The following is a 22,435-nucleotide window of genomic DNA, read 5'->3' as shown; positions in this document are numbered from 1 at the left end:
ACTCACTGCGATCTCTCGTAGCGGGAGGCGAATCATACAGCGTTACAACCTGCTGTCAACTGCCTTTTTCACCGCTGCCGATCAGATGACCGAAGCACTTCCGATACTACCTGAAACACTCAACTTATTGATTAACAAGAGGTTTTGCGTTTCGACTACGTCGGAAGTGGGGCGCATTATAAGGGGATCTGAAACTCCGTCAACCTTTATTTCAGTTATATCAAGCAAAACCTCAAAACAAAGCGGGGCGGCCTCTCGGCCGCCCCGCTTTCATCCCTGCGCCTTACAAGCTAGGGAAGGCAAACTGCGACGCCTCATGACTGGCCCGCTGCGGCCAACGCTGGGTGATCGCCTTGCGACGGGTATAGAAACGCACACCGTCCGGCCCGTACGCATGCAGGTCACCAAACAGCGAACGCTTCCAGCCACCGAAACTGTGATACGCCACCGGCACCGGCAGCGGCACGTTGACGCCAACCATGCCCACTTCGATCTCGTCGCAGAACAGCCGCGCCGCCTCACCGTCACGGGTGAAGATGCAGGTACCGTTGCCGTACTCATGCTCGTTGATCAACTGCATGGCCTGCTCCAGGCTGTTCACCCGCACCACGCATAGCACCGGCCCGAAAATCTCTTCCTTATAGATGCGCATTTCGGGGGTGACCTTGTCGAACAAGGTGCCACCAACGAAATAGCCATCTTCATTACCGGGCACACGGAAACCGCGCCCATCGACCACCAGCTTGGCGCCAGCGGCAACGCCGTCGTCAATGTAACCCACCACCTTGTCACGGGCAGCGGCAGTCACCAGCGGGCCCATGTCCAGGCCGCAGGACGTACCGGCACCGATCTTCAGCGCCTTGATCTGCGGCTCCAGCTTGGCAATCAGCGCATCGGCCACCTGGTCGCCGACACACACCGCCACCGAAATGGCCATGCAGCGCTCGCCGCAAGAACCATAGGCGGCGCCCATCAGCGCGCTGACCGCGTTGTCCAGGTCGGCATCAGGCATCAACACCGCGTGGTTCTTCGCGCCGCCCAATGCCTGCACGCGCTTGCCGCGCTTGGTGCCTTCGGCATAGATGTATTCGGCGATCGGGGTCGAGCCGACGAAGCTCAGGGCCTTGACCTCTGGCGCCTCGATCAGCGCGTCGACCGCTTCCTTGTCGCCATGCACCACGTTGAGGATGCCCTTCGGCAGGCCGGCCTCCAGCAGCAACTGGGCGATATAGAGGGTCGAGCTGGGATCACGCTCGGACGGTTTGAGAATGAATGCGTTGCCGCAGGCGATGGCCAGCGGGTACATCCACAGCGGCACCATGGCCGGGAAGTTGAACGGGGTGATACCGGCGACGATGCCCAGCGGCTGGAAATCGGACCAGGCGTCGATGTTCGGGCCGACGTTGCGGCTGTACTCACCCTTGAGCAGCTCCGGGGCGGCGCAGGCGAACTCGACGTTCTCGATGCCACGCTTGAGTTCGCCCGCAGCGTCCTCCACGGTCTTGCCGTGTTCCTCGCTGATCATCTGCGAGATTTTCGCTTCGTTCTGCTCAAGCAGTTGCTTGAAGCGGAACATCACCTGGGCGCGCTTGGCTGGCGGGGTATTGCGCCAGGCCGGAAAGGCGGCCTTGGCCGAATCGATGGCCTGCTGGATGGTGGCGCGGCTGGCCAGCTCGACCTTGCGCACGGCCTGGCCGGTCGACGGGTTGAAGACATCGGCGGTGCGCTCGCCCTTGCTGACCAGCTCGCCGTGGATCAGGTGCTGAACAATGCTCATGCATAACTCCAGATAAAGAAGGTAGAGACAGGCGCGTGGTACTCACACGCCCGACGTCAAAATCGGAAAAATCAGTCGACCTTGTTCAGGGCTTCGCCCACGGCGTCGAACAGACGGTCCAGCTCTTGTGGCTGGGTGTTGAAGGTCGGCCCAAATTGCAGGGTGTCGCCACCGAAGCGTACATAGAAGCCGGCTTGCCATAGCTTCATGGCCGCCTCGTACGGACGAACGATGGCATCGCCATCGCGCGCGGCGATCTGGATCGCGCCGGCCAGGCCGTAGTTGCGGATGTCGACGACGTTCTTGGTGCCCTTGACGCCGTGCAGCAGCTTCTCGAAGTGCGGCGCCAGCTCGGCGGCGGACTGCACCAGGTTTTCCTTCTGCAGCAGGTCCAGCGCGGCGAGGCCGGCGGCGCAGGCGACCGGGTGCGCCGAATAGGTGTAGCCGTGGGGGAATTCCACCGCGTACTCAGGGGTCGGCTGGTTCATGAAGGTCTGGTAGATCTCGCCGGTGGCGATCACCGCGCCCATCGGGATGGCGCCGTTGGTGACCTGCTTGGCGATGCACATCAGGTCCGGGGTCACGCCGAAGGCTTCAGCACCGGTCATGGCGCCCATGCGGCCGAAGCCGGTGATCACTTCATCGAAGATCAGCAGGATGTTGTGCTGGCTGCAGATCTCGCGCAGGCGCTTGAGGTAGCCCTTCGGCGGCGGCAGCACACCGGCGGAACCAGCCAGCGGCTCGACGATCACCGCGGCGATGTTCGAGGCGTCATGCAGCTCGATCAGCTTGAGCATCTCGTCGGCCAGGGCGATACCGCCCTCTTCCGGCATGCCCTTGCTGAACACGTTGGCCGGCAGCACGGTGTGAGGCAGGTGGTCGACGTCCAGCAACTGACCGAACAGCTTGCGGTTGCCGTTGACGCCACCCAGGCTGGTGCCGGCGATGTTGACCCCGTGATAGCCACGGGCACGGCCGATGATCTTGGTCTTGGTGGCCTGGCCTTTCAGGCGCCAGTAGGCACGCACCATTTTCAGCGCGGTGTCGGCGCACTCGGAGCCGGAGTTGGTGAAGAACACGTGGTTCAGGTCGCCCGGCACCAGGTTGGCGATCTTCTCGGCCAGCTGGAACGACAGCGGATGGCCGAACTGGAACGCCGGCGAGTAGTCGAGGGTGGCGACCTGGCGAGCCACCGCCTCGCTGATCTCCTTGCGGGTATGCCCGGCGCCGCAGGTCCACAGGCCCGAAAGGGCGTCGAACACCTTGCGGCCCTTGTCGTCGACCAGGTAGTTGCCTTCGGCCGCCACGATTAGCCGCGGGTCGCGCTGGAAGTTGCGGTTGGCGGTGTAGGGCATCCAGTGAGCGTCCAGCTTGAGCTGGCTGGCCAGACCGGCTTGAGCGGATTCGGGCATGTTCATCGGGCGGTTCCTCGAAAGACGATTAGGCAACGATGGGTGTTGTTGCAGCTAAGTTGTCACGGCGATAAAGTTCGAAAAACCCAGCTTTTCTAACCTTCAGTCAGCGGATAACTAAACTAATGAGCCGACGCCCCGATCCCCTCGCCCAGGTCAGCGATTTTGACATTCGCCTATTGAAGATCTACCGCAGCGTGGTCGAGTGCGGCGGCTTTTCAGCGGCGGAAAACGTCCTGGGCATCGGCCGCTCGGCCATCAGCCAGCAGATGAACGACCTCGAGCAACGCCTGGGCCTGCGCCTGTGCCAACGCGGCCGGGCGGGTTTTTCGCTGACCGAGGAGGGGCGCGAGGTCTACCACTCGGCGCTGCAACTGCTCAGCGCCCTGGAGTCGTTCCGCACCGAGGTCAATGGCCTGCACCAGCACCTGCGCGGTGAGCTGAACATCGGCCTCACCGACAACCTGGTCACCCTGCCGCACATGCGCATCACCCACGCCCTGGCCGAACTCAAGGACCGCGGCCCCGATGTGCGCATCCAGATCCGTATGATCGCCCCCAGCCAGGTCGAGCAGGGCGTGCTCGACGGCAGCCTGCATGTGGGCGTGGTACCGCAGACCAGCCCGCTGTCGGGACTTGAATACCAACCGCTGTACAGTGAACGCTCGCTGCTCTACTGCGCGGTCGGCCACCCGCTGTTCTACGCCGACGACCTGCAGATCGATGATGATCGCCTCAACGCCCAGGACGCGATCGCTCCGACCTTCCGCCTGCCCGCCGACATCCAGGCGCACTACCAGGCCCTGCACTGCACCGCCAGCGCCTCGGACCGCGAAGGCATGGCCTTCCTGATCCTGACGGGCCGCTACATCGGCTACCTGCCCGACCACTACGCCAGCTTCTGGGTGCAGCAGGGGCGCCTGCGCGCGCTGAAACCTGCCCAGCGTTTCTATGACCTGGGCCTGAGCTGGGTGACGCGCAAGGGCCGGCGGCCGAACCTGGTGCTGGAAAGCTTCCTCGAGAGCCTGGCTGCGACACGCTGATGCCTGTCCCTGACGCTAATGCTTGTCACTTCGCCACAGGCAGGTAATCTGTCGGACATCCGTAACGACCCGCCCGGAATCGTCCATGACCCTAGAAGTCCCTGCGCATCGCTCCCCCACCTCGGGCAAGCCCGCCGGCCGCATCCGCCAGAAAAACGAACAGGCCATCATCCAGGCCGCCGAGGACGAGTTCGCCCGCCACGGCTACAAGGGCACGAGCATGAACACCATCGCGCTCAAGGCCGGGCTGCCCAAGGCCAACCTGCATTATTACTTCACCAACAAGCTGGGCCTGTATATCGCGGTGCTGAGCAACATCATCGAACTGTGGGACAGCACCTTCAACGCCCTGAGCGTGGAGGACGACCCGGCCGAGGCGCTCAGCCAGTACATCCGCACCAAGATGGAGTTCTCCCGGCGCAACCCGCAGGCCTCGCGGATCTTCGCCATGGAAGTGATCAGCGGCGGCGAGTGCCTGAGCGAGTACTTCAGCGCCGACTACCGCGAATGGTTCCGTGGCCGCGCCGCGGTGTTCCAGGCCTGGATGGACGCCGGCAAGATGGACCAGGTAGATCCGGTGCACCTGATCTTCCTGCTCTGGGGCAGCACCCAGCACTACGCCGACTTCGCCACCCAGATCTGCCAGGTCACCGGCCGCAGCCGCCTGACCAAACAGGACATGGAAGACGCCAGCAACAATCTTATCCACATCATTCTCAAAGGCTGCGGCATCAGCACGCCTGCCTGACCCGGACTTATGCCTTCTACCCTGCTCGAGCTCTGCGAATGGCGCGAAGAAATCCGCAAGAGCCGCTTCATCACCCTCGCCGGCCCGATCGACAGCCCCGCCGAGGCCATGGCCTTCATCGAACGCCACAGCGACCTGGCGGCCACCCACAACTGCTGGGCCTGGAAGCTCGGCGCCCAGTACCGCAGCAGCGATGACGGCGAACCGGGCGGCACGGCCGGGCGACCGATCCTCGCCGCCATCGAAGCCCAGGACTGCGACCAGGTGGTGGTGTTGGTGATCCGCTGGTACGGCGGCATCCAGCTGGGCACCGGTGGACTGGCCCGGGCCTACGGCGGCGGCGCCAACAAATGCCTGCAGCAGGCACCCAAGCGTGTGCTGGTGCAGCGCAGCGCGTTCAGTTGCAGTTGCACCTTCAGCGAACTGGCGCTGCTCAAGCTGCGCCTGGCTGAGGTGGACGGCGTGGTGCTGGATGAGCAGTTCACCGCTAACGGCGTCGACCTGCGCATCGCCCTGGGTGAGATCCACCTCGCGTCACTGCAGCAGCAACTCGCCGACCTGAGCCGCGGTCGCATTCTGCTGGAAAGAGAGTGAACATTGCCCACAACTGCTGTGGGCCTGCCTGTGGATAAGCTTGGGGCAAGCTTATACAGGCCTTATGCGACAAGGCCTGCGAAGCATTGAGCATATTTTGATCACATTTGTGTGACACTGGCACAAGTGACTGAAAGACTATGAGTTATCCCCAGCTTTCAATGTAAACCCGCCCCCAAACCACCATTTTCAGGCCCGCTGCGCTTGCACACAATTACTGTGGAGCGGCTTGTGGATAACCCGTGAACTACAGCGCCAGGCCCAGCCCCCACAGGCTTTCCAGGCAATCGATCGTTTTTTGATCAGTCTCCACAAGGCGAGCGCCAGGCACCTGGTTTATGCTCGTCACCCAGGCCTTTCCCGGTGGAGGGCAATCACCCCGTTGTCGCGCGGCGAGCGAAACTATGCACAACAGCGCTCGCCCCGCCTTTGATATGGAGTATCGCAATGACCGCAAACAAGAACGCCCTGATCATCGGCGCCTCCCGAGGCCTTGGCCTGGGGCTGGTGCAACGCCTGCGTGAAGACGGCTGGAACGTCGTCGCCACCGTGCGCGACCCGCAGAACCCAGGTGCGCTCGGCGACGTGCCCGGTGCGCGTATCGAGCGCCTGGAGATGAACGACACCGCCCAGCTCGACGGGCTCAAGCAGCGCCTGCAGGGTGAAGTGTTCGACCTGGTGTTCGTCAACGCCGGCGTGATGGGCCCGCTGCCGCAGGACCTGGAAAGCGTGCAGGTACAGCAGATTGGCGAGCTGTTCATGACCAACGCCGTGGCGCCGATCCGCGTGGCCCGGCGCCTGGCCGAACTCATCCGCAAAGACAGCGGCGTGCTGGCGTTCATGAGCTCGATCCTGGGTAGCGTGACCATCCCCGACGGCGGTGAGATCTGCCTGTACAAGGCCAGCAAGGCCGCCCTCAATTCGATGATCAACAGCTTCGTGGTCGAGCTGCAGCGCCCCGACCTTGCCGTGCTGGCCATGCACCCGGGCTGGGTGAAAACCGACATGGGCGGCGAGAATGCCGAGATCGACGTGCTCACCAGCACCCGTGGCATGCTCGAGCAGATCAAGGCGCAGAGCGGCAACGGCGGCCTGCGCTTCATCAACTACAAGGGCGAGCCGCTCACCTGGTGATCCAGGGCCTTGCGGGCCTGGGTGGGCGCATTGCCTGGCCAGGCCCTGTAGAATGGCGGCCAACCGTACCTGATCGAGATTGCACACATGTATGACTGGCTGAACGCCTTGCCCAAGGCGGAACTGCACATGCACCTGGAGGGCTCGCTGGAGCCCGAACTGCTGTTCGCCCTGGCCGAGCGCAACAAGGTTGCGCTGCCCTGGGCCGATGTCGAAACCCTGCGCGGCGCCTATGCCTTCAACAACCTGCAGGAATTCCTCGACCTCTACTACCAGGGCGCTGGCGTCCTGCGTACCGAGCAGGATTTCTACGACCTGACCTGGGCTTACCTGCAACGCTGCAAGGCGCAGAACGTTATCCACACCGAGCCGTTCTTCGACCCCCAGACCCACACCGACCGGGGCATCCCGTTCGAGGTGGTGCTCAATGGCATCACCGGCGCACTCAAGGATGGCCGTGAACAGCTGGGCATCTCCAGTGGTTTGATCCTCAGCTTCCTGCGTCACCTGAGCGAGGACGAGGCGCAACAGACCCTCGACCAGGCCCTGCCCTTCCGTGAGGCGTTCGTCGCCGTAGGCCTGGACAGCTCGGAAAAAGGCCATCCGCCCAGCAAGTTCCAGCGCGTCTTCGACCGCGCCCGCAGCGAAGGCTTCCTGACCGTGGCCCATGCCGGCGAGGAAGGCCCGCCCGAATACATCTGGGAGGCACTCGACCTGCTCAAGATCCAGCGTATCGACCACGGCGTGCGCGCCATCGAGGACGAACGCCTGATGCAGCGCATCATCGACGAGCAGATCCCGCTGACTGTCTGCCCGCTGTCCAACACCAAGCTGTGCGTGTTCGACCACATGAGCCAGCACAATATCCTCGACATGCTCGAGCGTGGCGTGAAGGTCACGGTCAACTCCGATGACCCGGCCTACTTCGGCGGCTACGTCACCGAAAACTTCCATGCCCTGCACCAGCACCTGGGCATGACACAGGACCAGGCGCGCCGCCTGGCGCAGAACAGCCTGGACGCACGCCTGGTGCGCTAACCGGCCTGGCGCGAGGGCAGGCAGGCGATCGCGTTGATCTGCTGCTGGCCGAGCGGTGTAAGGTGTACCGCCCGGCTGCCCTCCTGCTCACGCACCCAGCCCGACTGGGTGAACAACCTGAGCAACGCCTTGCCCAGGCAACCGCCCAGGTGCGGGCCCTGGTCGTTCCACTTGCTGCAGTGGCAGATCACGCAGCCACGCCGGTCGGCGGCGGCCAGTGCGTCGATGAACACCCCCAGCGCCTCCAGTTGCCCCTTGCCCTCCTGGCTCACGGCCAGTTGCTGTTCGCTGCCCTCCAACCAACCCGCTACATGCAGCCGATGCAGCAACGCGGCAGCCACCTCGCCGCCCAGATGGTCGCCGCACAGGCGCGCCTTGCGCATTGACAGGGGGATTTGCAGCGAGGTGCCCTGCCCCACGGCTGAGCGGCTGGCCAACTGGACGCTGGCAAGGGCCTCCACCGCGGTGCCGACCTCCGGCGTTGCCAGGCGGAAAAAGCGTTTGCGCCCACGCGCCTCCTGCCTGAGCAAGCCGGCACTGGACAGCAGCGACAGGTGCGCGCAGGCCGACGAAGTGCTCAGGCCGGTGATCACGGCAAGCTCGTCCGCCGCACGCGGGGTGCCATCGATCAACGCCCACAACATGGCGCTGCGCTTGGGTTCGGCCATCAGGCTGGCAACCTGACTGATGCTGCGGACTGCGGTCATGAAACTGAAGCTCCCTGATGTATCTCGTCTGGCGGCGACAACCGCTGACGCCCTGCCGCCTGTGCGGGCAAGCACGGGATTGTTCGTGTGCCGGATGGTCAGCGCCAGGCCAGGAAGGATCTCACGCTGGCATTGGGCGCCTGAGGCAGTATAAGCCGCTGGAGGGGGCTCGCCTTGAGGGGGGTATGCCCGGAATGGGTCGGCGTTGGTCCCCCGAGCACCGTTCTGAAAGATGCGTCTGTCAGTGCGCCACGCCGCAGACACGGCTGATGCCCCCGTTCTACTGTAGCTGCGCCAGGAACGTGGCTGATAGCGATTATCAAGAAGCTAGAAAAGTCCGATAGGCACGGTGAAAACTTCTGCCCTGCAAAACAGAAGGTCTCCCTACTTCAGGCCACCATGACCGTCAGTCAGGGGACTGATCCTGGCCATGGCGAGCGGCGGGGGCGGCGCTACACTAGTTCCGCTCCCGCTCACTGGAGGTGGATCGCGATGAAGATTGTCGTCAGTGCGTCGAACCGAAATCCCGCTTGCCCCTGGCAAGTCCAGCTCGATCAGCATGTGGTGAGTTTCCGCAACGAGGCCGAGGCGCGGTCATTCGTCGCCCTGCTCGAGGCGCGCCTGAACGCGCCCCACCCGCTCACGCAGGCCGGCTGGCCTGCAGCCGCCGGGTCAACATTGCGACACTGACCACCAGCGCGCCACACAGGCTGATCACCAGCGCCATGGGCACCGCGCTGCCATCGTGCAGCACCCCGACCAGCGCTGCCGCACCCGCGGCGACGCTGAACTGCAGGCAGCCCATCAGCGCCGAGGCGCTGCCTGCCCGCGTGCCCTGCCCGCTCATGGCGCAGGCCGAGGCGTTGGGGATGATGCAACCAAGGCTGGCGATGCATACGAACAACGGCACCAGCAACGGCCACAACTGCGCTGGGCGCAGCGCCGCGACCACCAGCAGCGCCAGCGCCGCCACCAGGTACAGCCAAACTGCCCGCGCCAGCAGGAACGCCGGGCCACGCTTGGCCAGCAGACGCGCATTGACCTGGGCCATCAGGATGAAGCCTGCGGCGTTGGTGCCGAACAACCAGCCATAGTGCTCGGCGGGCACCCCGTACAACTTGATGAACACGAACGGTGAACCGGCAATGTAGGCGAACATCCCGGCGATGGCGATGCCGCCGGTCAACGCATGGCCGACAAACACCCGGTCACCGAACAGCCGCAGGTACTGGCGCAGCGCCCCCGACAAGGGCTGGCGCGGCACATGTGCCGGCAGGCTCTCCGGCAGTCCCAGGCCGACGGCCACCAGGCAGGCCGCGCTGAACAGGCTCAGGGCGAGGAAAATCGACTGCCAACCAGACACATTGACCAGCACGCCACCGAGCATCGGCGCGAGAATCGGTGCCAGGCCCATCACCAACATCAATTGCGAAAACACCTTGGCCGAGGCCACCGCGTCGCACTTGTCGCTGACGATCGCCCGCGACAGCACCATGCCGGCGCAGCCACCCAGGGCCTGGACGAAGCGCGCCACGATCAAACTGTCGAGGTTGGGTGCATAGGCACAGGCCAGGGAGGCGATGGTGAACAAGCCAACCCCAAACAGCAGCGGAATACGCCGGCCGAAACGGTCGGCCACTGGCCCGTAGGCGAGCTGGCCCAGGGACAGGCCGAGGAAATAGGCGGCCAGGGTCGTCTGCACATGCTTTTCGTCGGTGGCGAAGGCATGCGCCATGGCCGGGAAGGCCGGCAAATAGAAGTCGATCGCCAAAGGCCCGAACGCACTGAGGGCGCCGAGAATCAGCAAGGTTCGCAGGTTCATGGAGAATCCATAGCAGGCTAAGCAAGTCGGTTAGTCTACCTGCACTGGATCATTGGGCGTTGAAAACCTTTGTAATAATTGGCCTGTATTTCTGTAGAAGCGGACTTGCCCCGGCAGCCCGCTTCTACAGAAATGCTCTATCTGGACAATCCAGCCGTTCAGGCCACCTCGGCCTGATACCCCTCTTCACGAATCGCCGCCAGGATCTGATCCGCCGCCAGGGCGCTGTCCACACGCACCTGCTTCGCCGCCAGGTCCACTTCCACCCGCGCCGCGGCGTCCTGCTCCTGCACCGCACGGGTCACGCCTTTCACGCAATGGCCACAGGTCATGCCTTGTACATTGAACACTTGCATAGGGGTTGCCTCCTTGTGGGTTTTGTCTACTTTCAGCCTTGCCATCGGGGCAAGGTCAAGTTCCGCGTCAAACGGCCGGGCTGGAAATCCGAGCGCGGCTCGGCCAAGCTGCGCCTTTGACGATTTTGGCAAGCAGGAGATTCTTCATGATCAGGGCAGCAATGAGCCTAGTCGGACTGCTGGGCGCGCTGGCCGTGGTGCCATCGGCCAGCGCCGAAGGCAACTCGGACTACAGCGTGCTGATGATTTCCCGGGAACGCCTGGAAGTGGCCAGCAGTTGCGAGATCGGTATCTACCTCAACGATCAGTTGGCAGGCCGGCTGTTCCAGGAGCAATCGACCTCGTTCAACCTGCCACCGGGCCCTGTCGACGTACGCTTGCGCCTGCTCCCCGGACAGATGCCCGGCTGCGCGCCGGGTATCGAGGACCAGCGCAGCACGCGCCTTACGTTGCAGGCGGGCCAGATCAAGAAGTACCGCATCGCCACAGGGCAAAAAGGCCTGGAATTGAGGCAAGCCAACCTGGGCTATTGACCTTGCCCGCATGGCAAGGTTGATGCTGAAGGCCTATCCACGGAGGAGAGAGCCATGCCCGCATCCACCACCTTCGACCTGCCGATCAGCGGCATGACCTGCGCCAGTTGCGCAGGTCGGGTCGAACGCGCCCTGCGCAAGGTCACCGGCACCGAACATGTCAGCGTCAACCTGGCCACCGAGCAGGCCCGGGTCCAGGCGCCGGCCGACAGCCTGCCGGCATTGGTCGGCGCGGTGCGCGACGCCGGTTACAGCGTCCCCACCCGTACCCTCGAGCTGCAGATCGGCGGCATGACCTGCGCCAGCTGCGCCGGCCGTGTCGAACGTGCTCTGGGCAAGCTGCCAGGGGTCGAGCAGGTCAGCGTCAACCTGGCCAGCGAACGCGCTCACCTCGAAGTCCTGCAAGCCGTCGATGACGGTGTTTTGATCGCCGCAGTGGAAAAGGCCGGCTATAGCGCCAGCCTGCCGCGCACCGCCGACGATGACCAGGCCCAGGCCCAACGTCGCCTGCGCAACGAACGCCTGGCGGTCGGCGCCGCCCTGCTGCTGGCCCTGCCATTGGTATTGCCGATGCTGGCGCAACCCTTTGGGGTGCACTGGATGCTGCCGGCCTGGGCGCAGTTCCTGCTGGCCACGCCGGTGCAGTTCATTCTCGGCGCACGTTTTTATATCGCCGCCTGGAAAGCCGTGCGCGCCGGTGCCGGCAACATGGACCTGCTGGTCGCCCTGGGCACCAGCGCCGGCTACGGCCTGAGCCTGTACCAATGGGCCAACGCCCACAGCGGCATGGAACCGCACCTGTATTTCGAAGCCTCGGCGGTGGTCATCGCCTTGGTGCTGCTGGGCAAGTACCTGGAAAGCCGTGCCAAGCGCCAGACCGCCAGTGCCATCCGGGCGCTGGAGGCGCTGCGCCCGGAACGGGCGGTGCGGGTCATCGAGGGGCGCGAGGAAGAGGTGGCGATCAGTCAGTTGCGCCTGGGCGACCGGGTGCTGGTCAAACCCGGCGAGCGCTTCCCGGTCGATGGTGAAGTGCTCGAAGGCAGCAGCCATGCCGATGAAGCGCTGATCAGCGGCGAAAGCCTGCCCGTGCCCAAGGCGCCTGGCGACTCGGTAACCGGTGGAGCCATCAACGGCGAAGGCCGGCTGCTGGTAAAAACCCAGGCCTTGGGCGCCGAGACCGTGCTCGCCCGCATCATCCGCCTGGTCGAGGACGCCCAGGCGGCCAAGGCGCCTATCCAGAAGCTGGTCGACCGGGTCAGCCAGGTATTCGTGCCAGCAGTACTGGTGCTGGCCCTGATCACCCTGGTCGGCTGGTGGCTGGCCGGCGCACCGCTGGAAACCGCCCTGATCAATGCCGTCGCCGTGCTGGTGATCGCCTGCCCATGCGCCCTCGGCCTGGCCACGCCCGCCGCGATCATGGCCGGCACCGGCGTCGCCGCCCGCCACGGCATCCTGATCAAGGACGCCGAAGCACTGGAGCGTGCCCATGCGGTGAACAGCGTGGTGTTCGACAAGACCGGCACGCTCACCTCGGGCAGCCCGCGCATCGTCCACAGCCGGGCCAGCAGCGGCGACAACGGCGAGTTGCTGCGCCTGGCCGGTGCCCTGCAACGCGGCAGCGAGCACCCATTGGCCAAGGCGGTACTCGACGCCTGCGCCGAACAAGGCCTGCACGTGCCGCAGGTCGCTGACAGCCAGTCGCTCACCGGTCGCGGCATCGCCGGCCAGGTAGATGGCCGTGAACTGGCCCTGGGCAACCGTCGCCTGCTCGACGAAAACGGACTGCCGCCGGGCGACCTGGCCAACAGTGCGCAGGCCTGGGAAGCCGAGGGCCGCACGCTGTCCTGGTTGATCGAGCGTGGCCAGCAGCCACGCGTGCTCGGCCTGTTCGCCTTCGGCGACAGCCTCAAGCCCGGCGCCGGCGCGGCCATCGACGCGCTGCATGCGCGTGGCATCAGCAGCCACCTGCTGACAGGCGACAACCGTGGCAGCGCCAAGGTGGTGGCCGACGCCCTGGGCATCGATGACGTGCATGCCGAAGTGCTGCCGGCGGACAAGGCAGCTACAGTCGCCGCGCTCAAACAGGAAGGCGTGGTGGCCATGGTCGGCGACGGCATCAACGACGCCCCGGCACTGGCCGCAGCCGATATCGGCATCGCCATGGGCGGCGGCACCGACGTGGCCATGCAGGCCGCCGGCATCACCCTGATGCGCGGTGATCCGCGCCTGGTGCCCGCGGCATTGGACATCAGCCGCAAGACCTATGCGAAGATCCGCCAGAACCTGTTCTGGGCCTTCATCTACAACCTGGTCGGCATCCCCCTGGCCGCCCTCGGTTACCTCAACCCGGTACTGGCCGGCGCCGCCATGGCCCTGTCCAGCGTCAGTGTGGTCAGCAACGCCCTGTGGCTGAAAACCTGGAAACCCACCGCCATAGACCAGGAGGCGCCATGAACATCGGCCAGGCCGCCCGCCGCAGCGGGCTCAGCGCCAAGATGATCCGTTACTACGAGTCCATCGGCCTGTTGCGCCCCGCCACGCGCAGCGAAAGCGGCTATCGCCTGTACCAGCAGGAAGACCTGCACAGCCTCGCGTTCATCAAGCGCTCGCGAGACCTGGGCTTCTCCCTGGACGAGGTCGCCAAGCTGCTAACCCTGTGGCAGGACCGCCAGCGCGCCAGCGCCGACGTGAAGGCCCTGGCCATGCAGCATATCGACGCGCTGAACCAGCGCATCGAGGAGCTGGTGAGCCTGCGCGACACCCTCGGTGAACTGGTGGCCCACTGCCAGGGCGATGACCGCCCGGACTGCCCGATCCTCAAGGACCTGGCCAATGGCAGCGGCTGCTGCCACTGAGGGCATCGTCTGCGGGAGCGACAGGGCGCCGCTCCTGCGGACCACTATTGGTATGCCATATTAGCCAGGCCCGACCGATATCCCCTTGAATAGCCTTTTCACCCAATAAATACGGGAGTTTCCCTACATAAAACCCAGGCTTTGCCGATGCACTGTTACAGCCTCGTGCAACGAAAAGAACAACTCTGGGAGCGTGGATGAACATCAAGCAGAAACTCACCTGGGCCTTCGCCATTATCGCCGGCCTGCCCATCGTCCTGGTCGCCACCCTGGTGGTGCTCAACCTGCGCGGCGAAGCCCGCGACGATTTCCTGGACAACAGCAGTCGGGAGATTCGCCAGGTCGGCAACGCCATGGACATCTTCTTCCAGGGCATCACCCAGAACGTCGACTACCTGGCCGCGCAACCCCTGGTGGCGGCCACGGCTGACAACGTCAAGAAGCACATCAGCGCCGATGCCGCCAACATCGCCCCCGGCGAGCAGGACAAGGCGCTGTTCGACCTGTTCAGCCGCCTGGCCCAGAGCCACCCGGACTACGCCTATGTGTCCTACGGTCTGAAGGATGGCGGCTACGCGTTCTGGCCGGGCGATCCGAAAATGGCCAACTACGACCCGCGTACCCGCCCCTGGTACCAGGCGGCCATGGCCAACCCCGGCAAGACCCTGCGCACCGCGCCCTACTACTGGGCCGGCGACGACGCCGTACTGGTCAGCACCGTGCGCGCCGTGGCCAACACGCTGGGCAACCCGGGCGGCGTGGTCAATATCGATGTGTCGCTCAAGGGCCTGACCGAGATCGTCAAGCAGATCAAACTGGGCGAGAGCGGCTACCTGATCCTCATGGAAAACAATGGCAACGTGATGGTCGATCCGCGCGACGCCAGCCACAATTTCAAGCAGCTCGCCAGCCTGGGCGACGGCTACACCGAACTGGCCAAGGCCGGCAAGGGCCTGGCCGAAGTGCAGTTGAACGGCGAGCGCTACATGGCCAACGTCTACCCCGACGAGAAACTCGGCTGGACCTTCATCGGCCTGATCCAGCAAGACGAAGTGATGCAGACCACCACGCGCCTGACATGGCTGATCGGCGGCGTCGCGTTGATCCTGGCCGCCGTGTTCGCGGTGGTGGGCGCGGCGTTCGCCAAGCTCATCGTGCGCCCGATCAACAGCGTCACCAGCGGCCTGGAAGACATCGCTCAGGGTGAAGGCGACCTGACCCGCAACCTGGAGATTCGCGGCCGCGACGAAACCGCCCAGCTGGCCAGCTGGTTCAACCAGTTCCTTGGCGCCATCCGCAGCCTGATCCAGCACATCGGCGGTGCGGCGAGCAAGATCCTCAGCACCTCCAACAGCTCCACCCGCGTCTCCGGCGACATGGCCGAAGCCGCCGGGCGTCAGCGCGAAGCAGTGGACATGGTGTCCACGGCGTTCCATGAGATGGTCGCCACCGCCAATGAAGTGGCCCGTTCCTGCAGCCAGGCCGCGCAATCGGCCGACAGCGGCCAGCAGCAGGCCCGTGAAGGGCAGCAGCAGATCGACGCGGCGGTACAGAGCGTCGATCGACTGAGCCAGGAAATCGAGCAGTCGGCGCAGTCGATCCAGCAACTGGAGCGTGACAGCAATGCCATCCAGTCGATCCTCGGCACCATCCGCTCGATCGCCGAACAGACCAACCTGCTGGCGCTCAACGCCGCCATCGAGGCTGCCCGCGCCGGTGAGCAGGGCCGCGGCTTTGCCGTGGTCGCCGACGAAGTCCGTGCCCTGGCCAAGCGCACTGCCGACTCCACCGCCGAGATCGACGGCCTGCTCGGCAACCTGGCCAGCCGCACCGCCCAGGTGGCCGAACAGATGCACGCCAGCATCGAGGTGTCGCAGCAGTCGGTCAGCCGCATCGGCCTGGCCCGCGACAGCTTCGGCCAGATCCGCGAATCGGTGGACATCATCCGCGACATGAACACCCAGATCGCCACCGCCGCCGAGGAGCAGCACCAGGTGGCCGAGGACATCAACCGCCACATCAGCCAGATCCATGGCGATGCCCAGTTGGTGGCGGAACTGGCCCAGGCGGCGCGCCAGGACTCCGAGAGCCTGGCCGGGCTGTCCAACGAGCTAGATGCGCTGGTGCGCAGGTTCAGGACCTGAGTCGCCGTCGGTGGGCACGCGCGCTCTTGTAGATGCGCGGTTGCCCACCGACAGGCCTTGCACCGTCTACAAGCGAAGCTCCCCCGGCGTTGCCCCGAACAATTGCTTGAACGCGGCAATGTAGGCCGAGGTCGAGTCATAACCGCAACCCAGCGCCGCCTGGGTGACACTCTCTCCCGCTTCCAGCAGCGCCAGCGACGTCAACAGGCGCATGCGCTGGCGCCAGTTGCGAAAACTTAGCCCTGTCTCACGCTGGAACAAGCGCATCAGGGTCTTTTCCGACACCCCCAGTTGCACGGCCCATTGCTGCAAGGTCTGCACCTGGTCGGGCGCGGCGATCAGCCCGTTGCACAGCGCCAGCAAACCCGGATGGCGCGGCAACGGCAGCGAGAAGCCGACCTGCGGCAGGGTACGCAGCTGGTCCAGCAACACCGCCACCAGCCGCGCCTCGGCACTGTCGCCTTGCGGATAGGCCACCGCGAAGGTGCAGAACTGCTTGATCAGCTCGCGCGCCAGCGGCGTGACCTCCAGCACCCGGCATTCGCTGGGCGACCATGGGCAGGCATCGCTGCGTACATACAGGCTGCGCATCTCGGCCTGCATCGAGGTCACCACCTCGTGCTCGGTGCCGGCCGGGATCCACACGCCCCATTGCGGCGGGGCGAAGTAGCTGCCGTCGCTGGTGTACACGCCAAGCACCCCGCTGATGGCGTAGGAGAACTGCACCCAGTCATGGCGGTGGCGGGTGGTCCAGGAGCCGGCGCCGAGGCTCTCGGCACGGGCATAGAGCGGCCTGGGCAAGTGGTCCAGCGTGGGGATGGGGCGTGGGCCGATAGTCGACATGATGGGGCCTGGTGTCTCGGGACGGACAAGGGTATCAGCCATCGCAGTCAACGCCGAACCTATCGCTCGATGATCGCCGTCACCCCCTGCCCGCCCGCCGCGCAGATGGAGATCAGGCCGCGGCCCTTGCCCCGCTCGCTGAGCAGCTTGGCCATGTTCGCCAGAATCCGCCCGCCCGTCGCGGCGAACGGGTGCCCTGCAGCCAGCGAACTGCCCTTCACGTTCAGCCTGGTACGGTCAATCGCACCGAGCGGCGCATCGAGCCCCAACCGTGTACGGCAGTAGTCGGCATCTTCCCAGGCCTTGAGGGTGCACAGCACCTGGGCGGCAAAGGCTTCGTGGATTTCGTAGAAATCGAAGTCCTGCAAGGTCAGGCCGTTGCGTGCCAGCAGCCGTGGCACCGCGTACACCGGCGCCATCAGCAGGCCCTCCTGGCCATGGACGAAATCCACCGCCGCCGCCTCGCCGTCGACCAAGTAGGCCTGCACCTTGAGGCCATGTTCCTCAGCCCAGGCCTCGCTGCCGAGCAGCACCAGCGAGGCACCATCGGTCAGCGGCGTGGAGTTGCCCGGGGTGAGCGTGCCGAGGCCGCTGCGCTCGAACACCGGCTTGAGCTTGGCCAGCTGTTCCAGGGTGAGGTCGGCGCGAAGGTTGTTGTCGCGGGTCAGGCCCAGGTAAGGCGTGAGCAGGTCATCGTGCCACCCCTCGCGATAGGACGCCGCCAGGTGCTGGTGGCTGAGCAGCGCCAGCGCATCCTGGTCACCACGCTCGATCTGCCAGGTTTGCGCCATGCGCTCGCAATGCTCGCCCATCGACAGCCCCGTGCGCGGCTCGCCGTTGCGCGGCAGCTCGGGTTTGAGCAGGCCCGGACGCAACTTGAGGAAAGGCTTGAGGCGCTCGCCAAGGCTCTTGCCACGGTTGGCCTGCAGCAGGATCTGGCGCAACCCTTCGCTCACCGCGATGGGGGCATCCGAGGTGGTGTCGACGCCGCCGGCGATGCCACTGTCGATCTGCCCCAGGGCGATCTTGTTGGCCACCAGCAACGCCGCCTCCAGCCCGGTGCCGCAGGCCTGCTGGATATCGTAGGCCGGCGTCTGCGGCGACAAGCGCGAGCCGAGCACGCACTCGCGGGTCAGGTTCATGTCACGCGAGTGCTTGAGCACCGCCCCCGCCGCGACCTCGCCCAGGCGCAGCCCATGCAGGCGGTAACGCTCCACCAGGCCTTCGAGGGCGGCGGTGAGCATCGCCTGGTTGCTGGCCTTGGCGTAGGCGCCATTGGAGCGGGCGAAGGGAATCCGGTTGCCCCCCAGGATCGCGACCCGGCGAATTGACTGCATGCCTGTTCCTCCTGAAACAATTTGACTCTAAGCCTAGGTTCTTTTCGCGGATTCGAACGACCCTGCCACAAAGTTGGTCCACACTTGCATGCTTGCCTTCAGGGAGAACCGTACATGAGCGACCGCTATCTGGGCTTTGCCAACTCCACCCTTGGCCGCAAACTGGTCGATGCCCTCGGCCTGCCGCGCCCGGTGCCGCTGGAGCGCTGGCAGGCCGGGCGCCTGCGCCCCATCGAAGGCGCGCTGGTGCTCGGTGGCGGCCCGTTGGCCAGCCAGGTCGCGGCTATCGCCCCACGCCTGACCGCCGATTGCTACGGCTTCGACGCCGAAGCGCTTGACGCCCCCGCCTGGGTCGCGGGCCTGGGGCCGAAACTCAAGGCCGTGGTGTTCGATGCCAGTCACTTGTCCGACAGCGATGCGCTCAAGCAGTTGAGCGAATTCTTCCAGCCCTTGCTGCGCAGCCTGGCCCCCAGCGCCCATGTGGTGATCCTGGGGCGCGCCCCGGAAAGCCTGGACGATGCACAAGCCAGTGTCGCCCAACGCGCCCTGGAGGGTTTCAGCCGTTCGCTGGCCAAGGAGTTGCGCAACGGCGCCACGGCCAACCTCTTGTATGTCGGTGACGGCGCCGAAGACCAGCTCGAAGGCGCGCTGCGCTTCTTCCTCTCGCCCAAGAGTGCGTTCGTTTCCGGCCAGGTCCTGCGCCTGTCGGCGTGCGCCACCCAGGTCGAAGACTGGACCCGCCCGCTGGCCGGCCGTCACGCCCTGGTCACCGGTGCCGCGCGCGGTATCGGCGCTGCCATCGCCGAAACCCTGGCCCGCGATGGCGCCGAAGTGACCTTGCTCGACGTGCCCCAGGCGCAGCGCGACCTCGACGCCCTCGCCGCGCGCCTGGGCGGCCGTGCCCTGGCCCTGGACATCTGCGCCGCCGATGCCGCCGCGCAGTTGCTCGAAGCCTTGCCGCAAGGCCTGGACATCGTGGTGCACAACGCCGGCATCACCCGCGACAAGACCCTTGCCAACATGACCCCGGAATACTGGGACGCGGTGCTGGCCGTCAACCTCAAGGCCCCGCAGGTGCTGACCCAGGCACTGTTCGAGGGTGGCAAGCTGCACCGCGACGCCCGCATCACCCTGCTCGCCTCGGTCAGCGGCATCGCCGGCAACCGCGGCCAGTCCAACTATGCGGCCAGCAAGGCTGGGCTGATTGGTTTCGCCCAGGCCTGGGCGCCGCGCCTGGCCGAACAGGGCGCCAGTATCAACGCCGTGGCGCCGGGCTTTATCGAAACGCACATGACCGCGGCCATGCCCATGGGCCTGCGCGAGGCCGGCCGGCGCCTGAGTTCACTCGGCCAGGGCGGCTTGCCGCAGGATGTCGCCGAGGCCATCGCCTGGCTCAGCCAGCCAGGTTCCGGCGCGGTCAACGGCCAGGCCCTGCGGGTCTGCGGCCAGGCCTTGATGGGAGCCTGACCATGACCCGACCTTGGCACGACCTGCACAGCCCCGACTCACGCCTGAACCTCTACCTGCGCGCCCTGGGCAAACGCAAGATCCGTGGCAGCCAGCTACCGGAGACAGGCCTGCGCTGCTACCTGCGGGTCGACGGCGCCAACCTGGCGGCCTATCGTCGGCTCTGCCACTTCGCCGATGACGGCCGCCTGCCCGGCACCTACCCACACGTCATGGCCTTCAGCCTGCAATTGCAGTTGCTTACCGGCGACGACTTCCCCTTCCCCCTGCTCGGGCTGGTTCACCTGCACAACAGCCTGCAGGTGCTGCGCCCGCTGGGCGGCATCGATGGGCTGCACTTCGTGGTGTACGCCGACAACCTGCAGCCTCACGAAAAGGGTGGCACTTTCGACCTGGTGACCGAAGCCGAGGACGGGCTCGGGCTGCTCTGGCGCGAGACCAGCCGCATGCTGGTGCGCGGCCTCAAGCTCGAGCAACAGGCCACCACCGCTACCACAGAAGCACCCGTTGCGCTGCCAGAGACCACCCGCTGGTACGCCGACAGCGACATCGGCCGGCGCTATGCCAGGGTCTGCGGCGACTACAACCCGATCCACCTGAGCAGCCTCAGCGCACGTCTGTTCGGTTTCCCCAAGGCCATCGCCCATGGCATGTGGAGCAAGGCCATGGCGCTGGCGGCGCTGCAGGGACACCTGCCTAAAGCCGGATATGAATTCGCGGTGGACTTCCACAAGCCGGTGCGCCTGCCGTCGGAGGTAGTGCTGAGCGCCAGCGCGGCAGGGCCGGCCGGCGAGCTGCGCCTGGATGGCCACGGCGGGCTGGTGCACATGGTTGGCAGCTGGCGCGCACGCTGATCGGGCTTGCTTTGCAAGGAACCTCGCCGGAAGCTATGCGCCACGAGGAGACCCCGATGAACCTGCAAGAACTGACCGAACGCCTGCACCGCATCCGCGACACCAACGACTGGCGGGTTTTCCACAGCCCGAAGAACCTGGCCATGGCCGCCAGCGTCGAAATGGCCGAGCTGGTGGAGATCTTCCAGTGGCTGAGCGAAGACCAGTCCCGCCAGCTGCCTGCCGACCAGCTTGCCCACGCCGGCCAGGAAGTGGGCGATATCGTCCTCTACCTGCTGCTGTTGTGCAGCGAACTTGGCCTGGACATGAACGAGGTGGTGCGGGCCAAACTCGCCGACAGCGAAAGGCGCTTCGCCAAATGAACGACCGTCATTTCGATGAACTGGCCAGCCGCTTCGCCGAGAAGATCTATGGCGGCGCCAAGGGGGCGATCCGCCTGGCGGTGCTCCAGGCCGACCTGGCCGAAACGTTGCCCGAGCGCCCGCTGCGGGTGCTCGACATCGGCGCCGGCCTGGGCCACATGGCCCTGTGGCTGGCCCAGCGTGGCCACCAACTGACTCTCGCCGAGCCCGCCGCGCCGATGCTCGACGGCGCCCGTGCGCGCTTCGCCGAGGCCGGCCAGCAGGCCACGTTCATCCAGGCCCCCTGGCAGGACCTGCTTGGCCAGCTCACCGAGCCCTACGACCTGGTGCTGTGCCACGCGGTGCTCGAATGGCTGGCCGAACCCGAAAGCATCCTGCCGGTGCTGCACCAGCTGACCGCGCCGGGCGGCTGGCTGTCGCTGGCCTTCTACAACCGCGACGCGCTGGTCTACCGCAACCTGCTCAAGGGGCATTTCCGCAAGCTGCGGCACAACCGCCTGGCCGGCGAGAAGCAGAGCCTGACGCCACAGAAACCACTTGATCCACGCGAGCTCAAGGCGCAACTTGATCCCATGTGGCAGGTCGAAAGCGAAAGCGGCGTGCGGGTGTTCCACGACTACATGCCCAAGGAGTTCCAGGCCAAGGCCGAGCTACTCGACCTGCTGGAGATGGAGCTGGCGCACCGGCGCCACCCCAGCTTCGCCGGCTTGGGTCGTTACCTGCACTGGATCTGCCGACCCCACTGACCCGCCCGCCAGGAGGATACATGCCGTACCGTCTGTTCTGCCTGGCCCTGCTCCCCCTTGCCCTGGCCGCCTGCCAGGGCAGCAACCCCTATGTCGCCAGCGGCAAGCCGCTGCCACCGGCACCGCCCCAGGCCGCCGGCACTTTCGACGCCAGCGCCTACCCCACGCCACCGCGCGACTATGGCCGTTACCGCAGCTGGAGCTGGCGCAACAGCCAGCCCCCCGGCGGCCTGGCGAACGCCACGCCGGGCCAGCTGGCCGACGCGGTGAGCAGCGCCCTCGACCAGCACGGCCTGCGCCCGGCCCACAATGCCCCTGCCGACCTGCTGGTCAGCGCCGACGTGCGCCTGGAGCGGCGCCTGCGCCAGGTGCGCGACTACGACTACGATCCCTATTACGGCCCCTACCCCTATGGCAACGTCGGCTACGGCGGCTACCGCAATGGTTATGGCGCCTATGGCAGCGTGCCGATCGTGCGCACCTACCAGGTCGAGGTGATGGTGGTGCGCATCGACCTGTTCGATGCCCGCAACGGCCAGCCGGTGTGGAGCGCCAGCGCCGAAAGCGGCAGCGACAAAGACTCGCCGCGTGAACGCGAAAGCGCCCTGCGCGAGTCGGTGAGCAAGGCGATGAGCGGCTATCCTCCCAGCTGACCCTTTACGG

Annotated in this window: 21 protein-coding genes and 1 pseudogene; 15 read left to right on the top strand and 7 right to left on the bottom strand. The window is 65.6% G+C overall.

Annotated elements, in window-relative coordinates:
* Window positions 1-283 precede the first annotated feature (283 nt).
* Window positions 284-1,777 (bottom strand): CoA-acylating methylmalonate-semialdehyde dehydrogenase, encoded by a 1,494-nt coding sequence (locus LOY42_RS04030; protein WP_102684832.1) that lies wholly within the window; start codon window positions 1,775-1,777, stop codon window positions 284-286.
* Window positions 1,778-1,848: 71 nt separating this feature from the next.
* Window positions 1,849-3,195 (bottom strand): aspartate aminotransferase family protein, encoded by a 1,347-nt coding sequence (locus LOY42_RS04025; RefSeq protein ID WP_139668461.1) that lies wholly within the window; start codon window positions 3,193-3,195, stop codon window positions 1,849-1,851.
* 119 nt (window positions 3,196-3,314) lie between these two features.
* Here LOY42_RS04025 and LOY42_RS04020 point away from each other — a divergent pair, with 119 nt between their 5' ends.
* From LOY42_RS04020 to LOY42_RS04000, 5 genes are all read left to right on the top strand, one after another.
* Window positions 3,315-4,232: a LysR family transcriptional regulator gene (locus LOY42_RS04020; protein ID WP_102684831.1), complete on the top strand. Its 918-nt coding sequence runs from the start codon at window positions 3,315-3,317 to the stop codon at window positions 4,230-4,232.
* Window positions 4,233-4,317: 85 nt separating this feature from the next.
* Window positions 4,318-4,980 (top strand): TetR/AcrR family transcriptional regulator, encoded by a 663-nt coding sequence (locus LOY42_RS04015; RefSeq protein WP_102684830.1) that lies wholly within the window; start codon window positions 4,318-4,320, stop codon window positions 4,978-4,980.
* A gap of 9 nt (window positions 4,981-4,989) precedes the next feature.
* Window positions 4,990-5,574, top strand: a complete 585-nt coding sequence (locus tag LOY42_RS04010) for a YigZ family protein (protein WP_102684829.1) — start codon at window positions 4,990-4,992, stop codon at window positions 5,572-5,574.
* Between the two features lie 447 nt (window positions 5,575-6,021).
* Complete coding sequence (locus LOY42_RS04005; protein WP_139668458.1) at window positions 6,022-6,708, top strand: SDR family oxidoreductase; 687 nt, start codon at window positions 6,022-6,024, stop codon at window positions 6,706-6,708.
* A gap of 87 nt (window positions 6,709-6,795) precedes the next feature.
* Window positions 6,796-7,746, top strand: coding sequence for an adenosine deaminase (locus LOY42_RS04000; protein ID WP_139668457.1), 951 nt, complete (start codon window positions 6,796-6,798; stop codon window positions 7,744-7,746).
* On the opposite strand, the gene LOY42_RS03995 is transcribed toward LOY42_RS04000, so the two are convergent.
* From LOY42_RS03995 to LOY42_RS03980, 3 genes are all read right to left on the bottom strand, one after another.
* A complete protein-coding gene (locus LOY42_RS03995; RefSeq protein ID WP_102684826.1) occupies window positions 7,743-8,453 on the bottom strand; it encodes a helix-turn-helix transcriptional regulator in 711 nt (236 codons plus the stop codon). The genes LOY42_RS04000 and LOY42_RS03995 overlap by 4 nt on opposite strands.
* Before the next feature lie 640 nt (window positions 8,454-9,093).
* Window positions 9,094-10,275, bottom strand: coding sequence for a multidrug effflux MFS transporter (locus LOY42_RS03985; RefSeq protein WP_139668455.1), 1,182 nt, complete (start codon window positions 10,273-10,275; stop codon window positions 9,094-9,096).
* Between the two features lie 158 nt (window positions 10,276-10,433).
* Window positions 10,434-10,631 carry a heavy-metal-associated domain-containing protein gene (locus LOY42_RS03980; RefSeq protein ID WP_023632213.1) on the bottom strand — a complete coding sequence of 66 codons (198 nt, stop codon included), beginning with the start codon at window positions 10,629-10,631 and terminating at the stop codon, window positions 10,434-10,436.
* Window positions 10,632-10,777: 146 nt separating this feature from the next.
* On the opposite strand from LOY42_RS03980, the gene LOY42_RS03975 reads away from it, so the two are divergent.
* From LOY42_RS03975 to LOY42_RS26545, 5 genes and pseudogenes are all read left to right on the top strand, one after another.
* The gene (locus LOY42_RS03975) at window positions 10,778-11,164 is read left to right on the top strand and encodes a hypothetical protein (RefSeq protein WP_139668451.1); all 387 of its coding nucleotides are present in this window, start codon (window positions 10,778-10,780) and stop codon (window positions 11,162-11,164) included.
* Window positions 11,165-11,218: 54 nt separating this feature from the next.
* A complete protein-coding gene (locus tag LOY42_RS03970) occupies window positions 11,219-13,618 on the top strand; it encodes a heavy metal translocating P-type ATPase (protein WP_139668449.1) in 2,400 nt (799 codons plus the stop codon).
* Window positions 13,615-14,019, top strand: a complete 405-nt coding sequence (gene cueR / locus LOY42_RS03965; protein WP_023631307.1) for a Cu(I)-responsive transcriptional regulator — start codon at window positions 13,615-13,617, stop codon at window positions 14,017-14,019. Before LOY42_RS03970 ends, cueR begins: the two co-directional genes overlap by 4 nt.
* 197 nt (window positions 14,020-14,216) lie before the next feature.
* Window positions 14,217-15,257 (top strand): annotated as a pseudogene (locus LOY42_RS26550) (cache domain-containing protein); the annotation flags it as partial.
* Window positions 15,258-15,395: 138 nt separating this feature from the next.
* A complete protein-coding gene (locus LOY42_RS26545; protein ID WP_372241203.1) occupies window positions 15,396-16,163 on the top strand; it encodes a methyl-accepting chemotaxis protein in 768 nt (255 codons plus the stop codon).
* Between the two features lie 66 nt (window positions 16,164-16,229).
* On the opposite strand, the gene LOY42_RS03955 is transcribed toward LOY42_RS26545, so the two are convergent.
* Both LOY42_RS03955 and LOY42_RS03950 read right to left on the bottom strand, forming a co-directional pair.
* On the bottom strand, window positions 16,230-17,006 hold the full coding sequence (locus LOY42_RS03955; protein WP_139668445.1) for a helix-turn-helix transcriptional regulator: 777 nt from the start codon (window positions 17,004-17,006) through the stop codon (window positions 16,230-16,232).
* 59 nt (window positions 17,007-17,065) lie between these two features.
* Window positions 17,066-18,343, bottom strand: a complete 1,278-nt coding sequence (locus LOY42_RS03950) for an acetyl-CoA C-acetyltransferase (protein WP_046854143.1) — start codon at window positions 18,341-18,343, stop codon at window positions 17,066-17,068.
* A 114-nt stretch (window positions 18,344-18,457) separates the two neighbouring features.
* Here LOY42_RS03950 and LOY42_RS03945 point away from each other — a divergent pair, with 114 nt between their 5' ends.
* Genes LOY42_RS03945 through LOY42_RS03925 form a run of 5 tightly spaced genes read left to right on the top strand, consistent with a single transcriptional unit; the run spans window position 18,458 to window position 22,425 of the window.
* Entirely contained in the window at window positions 18,458-19,810 is a 1,353-nt protein-coding gene (locus tag LOY42_RS03945; protein WP_258599828.1) for a 3-oxoacyl-ACP reductase, read from the top strand.
* A gap of 2 nt (window positions 19,811-19,812) precedes the next feature.
* Window positions 19,813-20,664 (top strand): MaoC family dehydratase, encoded by an 852-nt coding sequence (locus LOY42_RS03940; RefSeq protein ID WP_139668441.1) that lies wholly within the window; start codon window positions 19,813-19,815, stop codon window positions 20,662-20,664.
* Between the two features lie 56 nt (window positions 20,665-20,720).
* Window positions 20,721-21,026 carry a MazG-like family protein gene (locus LOY42_RS03935; RefSeq protein WP_102684835.1) on the top strand — a complete coding sequence of 102 codons (306 nt, stop codon included), beginning with the start codon at window positions 20,721-20,723 and terminating at the stop codon, window positions 21,024-21,026.
* Window positions 21,023-21,772 (top strand): methyltransferase domain-containing protein, encoded by a 750-nt coding sequence (locus LOY42_RS03930; protein WP_102684816.1) that lies wholly within the window; start codon window positions 21,023-21,025, stop codon window positions 21,770-21,772. Before LOY42_RS03935 ends, LOY42_RS03930 begins: the two co-directional genes overlap by 4 nt.
* Before the next feature lie 20 nt (window positions 21,773-21,792).
* The gene (locus LOY42_RS03925) at window positions 21,793-22,425 is read left to right on the top strand and encodes a DUF4136 domain-containing protein (protein ID WP_139668437.1); all 633 of its coding nucleotides are present in this window, start codon (window positions 21,793-21,795) and stop codon (window positions 22,423-22,425) included.
* The last annotated feature ends 10 nt before the right edge of the window (window positions 22,426-22,435 follow it).

This window comes from Pseudomonas sp. B21-023 (assembly GCF_024749165.1).
GTDB lineage: Bacteria > Pseudomonadota > Gammaproteobacteria > Pseudomonadales > Pseudomonadaceae > Aquipseudomonas.
This window is presented reverse-complemented; position numbering and strand designations above follow the sequence as displayed.

Bases quoted from the DNA above. Each gene is read 5' to 3' on its own strand.
- LOY42_RS04030 (WP_102684832.1), bottom strand. From the start codon at position 1,777: ATGAGCATTGTTCAGCACCTGATCCACGGCGAGCTGGTCAGCAAGGGC.
- LOY42_RS04025 (WP_139668461.1), bottom strand. From the start codon at position 3,195: ATGAACATGCCCGAATCCGCTCAAGCCGGTCTGGCCAGCCAGCTCAAG.
- LOY42_RS04020 (WP_102684831.1), top strand. From the start codon at position 3,315: ATGAGCCGACGCCCCGATCCCCTCGCCCAGGTCAGCGATTTTGACATT.
- LOY42_RS04015 (WP_102684830.1), top strand. From the start codon at position 4,318: ATGACCCTAGAAGTCCCTGCGCATCGCTCCCCCACCTCGGGCAAGCCC.
- LOY42_RS04010 (WP_102684829.1), top strand. From the start codon at position 4,990: ATGCCTTCTACCCTGCTCGAGCTCTGCGAATGGCGCGAAGAAATCCGC.
- LOY42_RS04005 (WP_139668458.1), top strand. From the start codon at position 6,022: ATGACCGCAAACAAGAACGCCCTGATCATCGGCGCCTCCCGAGGCCTT.
- LOY42_RS04000 (WP_139668457.1), top strand. From the start codon at position 6,796: ATGTATGACTGGCTGAACGCCTTGCCCAAGGCGGAACTGCACATGCAC.
- LOY42_RS03995 (WP_102684826.1), bottom strand. From the start codon at position 8,453: ATGACCGCAGTCCGCAGCATCAGTCAGGTTGCCAGCCTGATGGCCGAA.
- LOY42_RS03985 (WP_139668455.1), bottom strand. From the start codon at position 10,275: ATGAACCTGCGAACCTTGCTGATTCTCGGCGCCCTCAGTGCGTTCGGG.
- LOY42_RS03980 (WP_023632213.1), bottom strand. From the start codon at position 10,631: ATGCAAGTGTTCAATGTACAAGGCATGACCTGTGGCCATTGCGTGAAA.
- LOY42_RS03975 (WP_139668451.1), top strand. From the start codon at position 10,778: ATGATCAGGGCAGCAATGAGCCTAGTCGGACTGCTGGGCGCGCTGGCC.
- LOY42_RS03970 (WP_139668449.1), top strand. From the start codon at position 11,219: ATGCCCGCATCCACCACCTTCGACCTGCCGATCAGCGGCATGACCTGC.
- cueR (WP_023631307.1), top strand. From the start codon at position 13,615: ATGAACATCGGCCAGGCCGCCCGCCGCAGCGGGCTCAGCGCCAAGATG.
- LOY42_RS26545 (WP_372241203.1), top strand. From the start codon at position 15,396: ATGGCCGAAGCCGCCGGGCGTCAGCGCGAAGCAGTGGACATGGTGTCC.
- LOY42_RS03955 (WP_139668445.1), bottom strand. From the start codon at position 17,006: ATGTCGACTATCGGCCCACGCCCCATCCCCACGCTGGACCACTTGCCC.
- LOY42_RS03950 (WP_046854143.1), bottom strand. From the start codon at position 18,343: ATGCAGTCAATTCGCCGGGTCGCGATCCTGGGGGGCAACCGGATTCCC.
- LOY42_RS03945 (WP_258599828.1), top strand. From the start codon at position 18,458: ATGAGCGACCGCTATCTGGGCTTTGCCAACTCCACCCTTGGCCGCAAA.
- LOY42_RS03940 (WP_139668441.1), top strand. From the start codon at position 19,813: ATGACCCGACCTTGGCACGACCTGCACAGCCCCGACTCACGCCTGAAC.
- LOY42_RS03935 (WP_102684835.1), top strand. From the start codon at position 20,721: ATGAACCTGCAAGAACTGACCGAACGCCTGCACCGCATCCGCGACACC.
- LOY42_RS03930 (WP_102684816.1), top strand. From the start codon at position 21,023: ATGAACGACCGTCATTTCGATGAACTGGCCAGCCGCTTCGCCGAGAAG.
- LOY42_RS03925 (WP_139668437.1), top strand. From the start codon at position 21,793: ATGCCGTACCGTCTGTTCTGCCTGGCCCTGCTCCCCCTTGCCCTGGCC.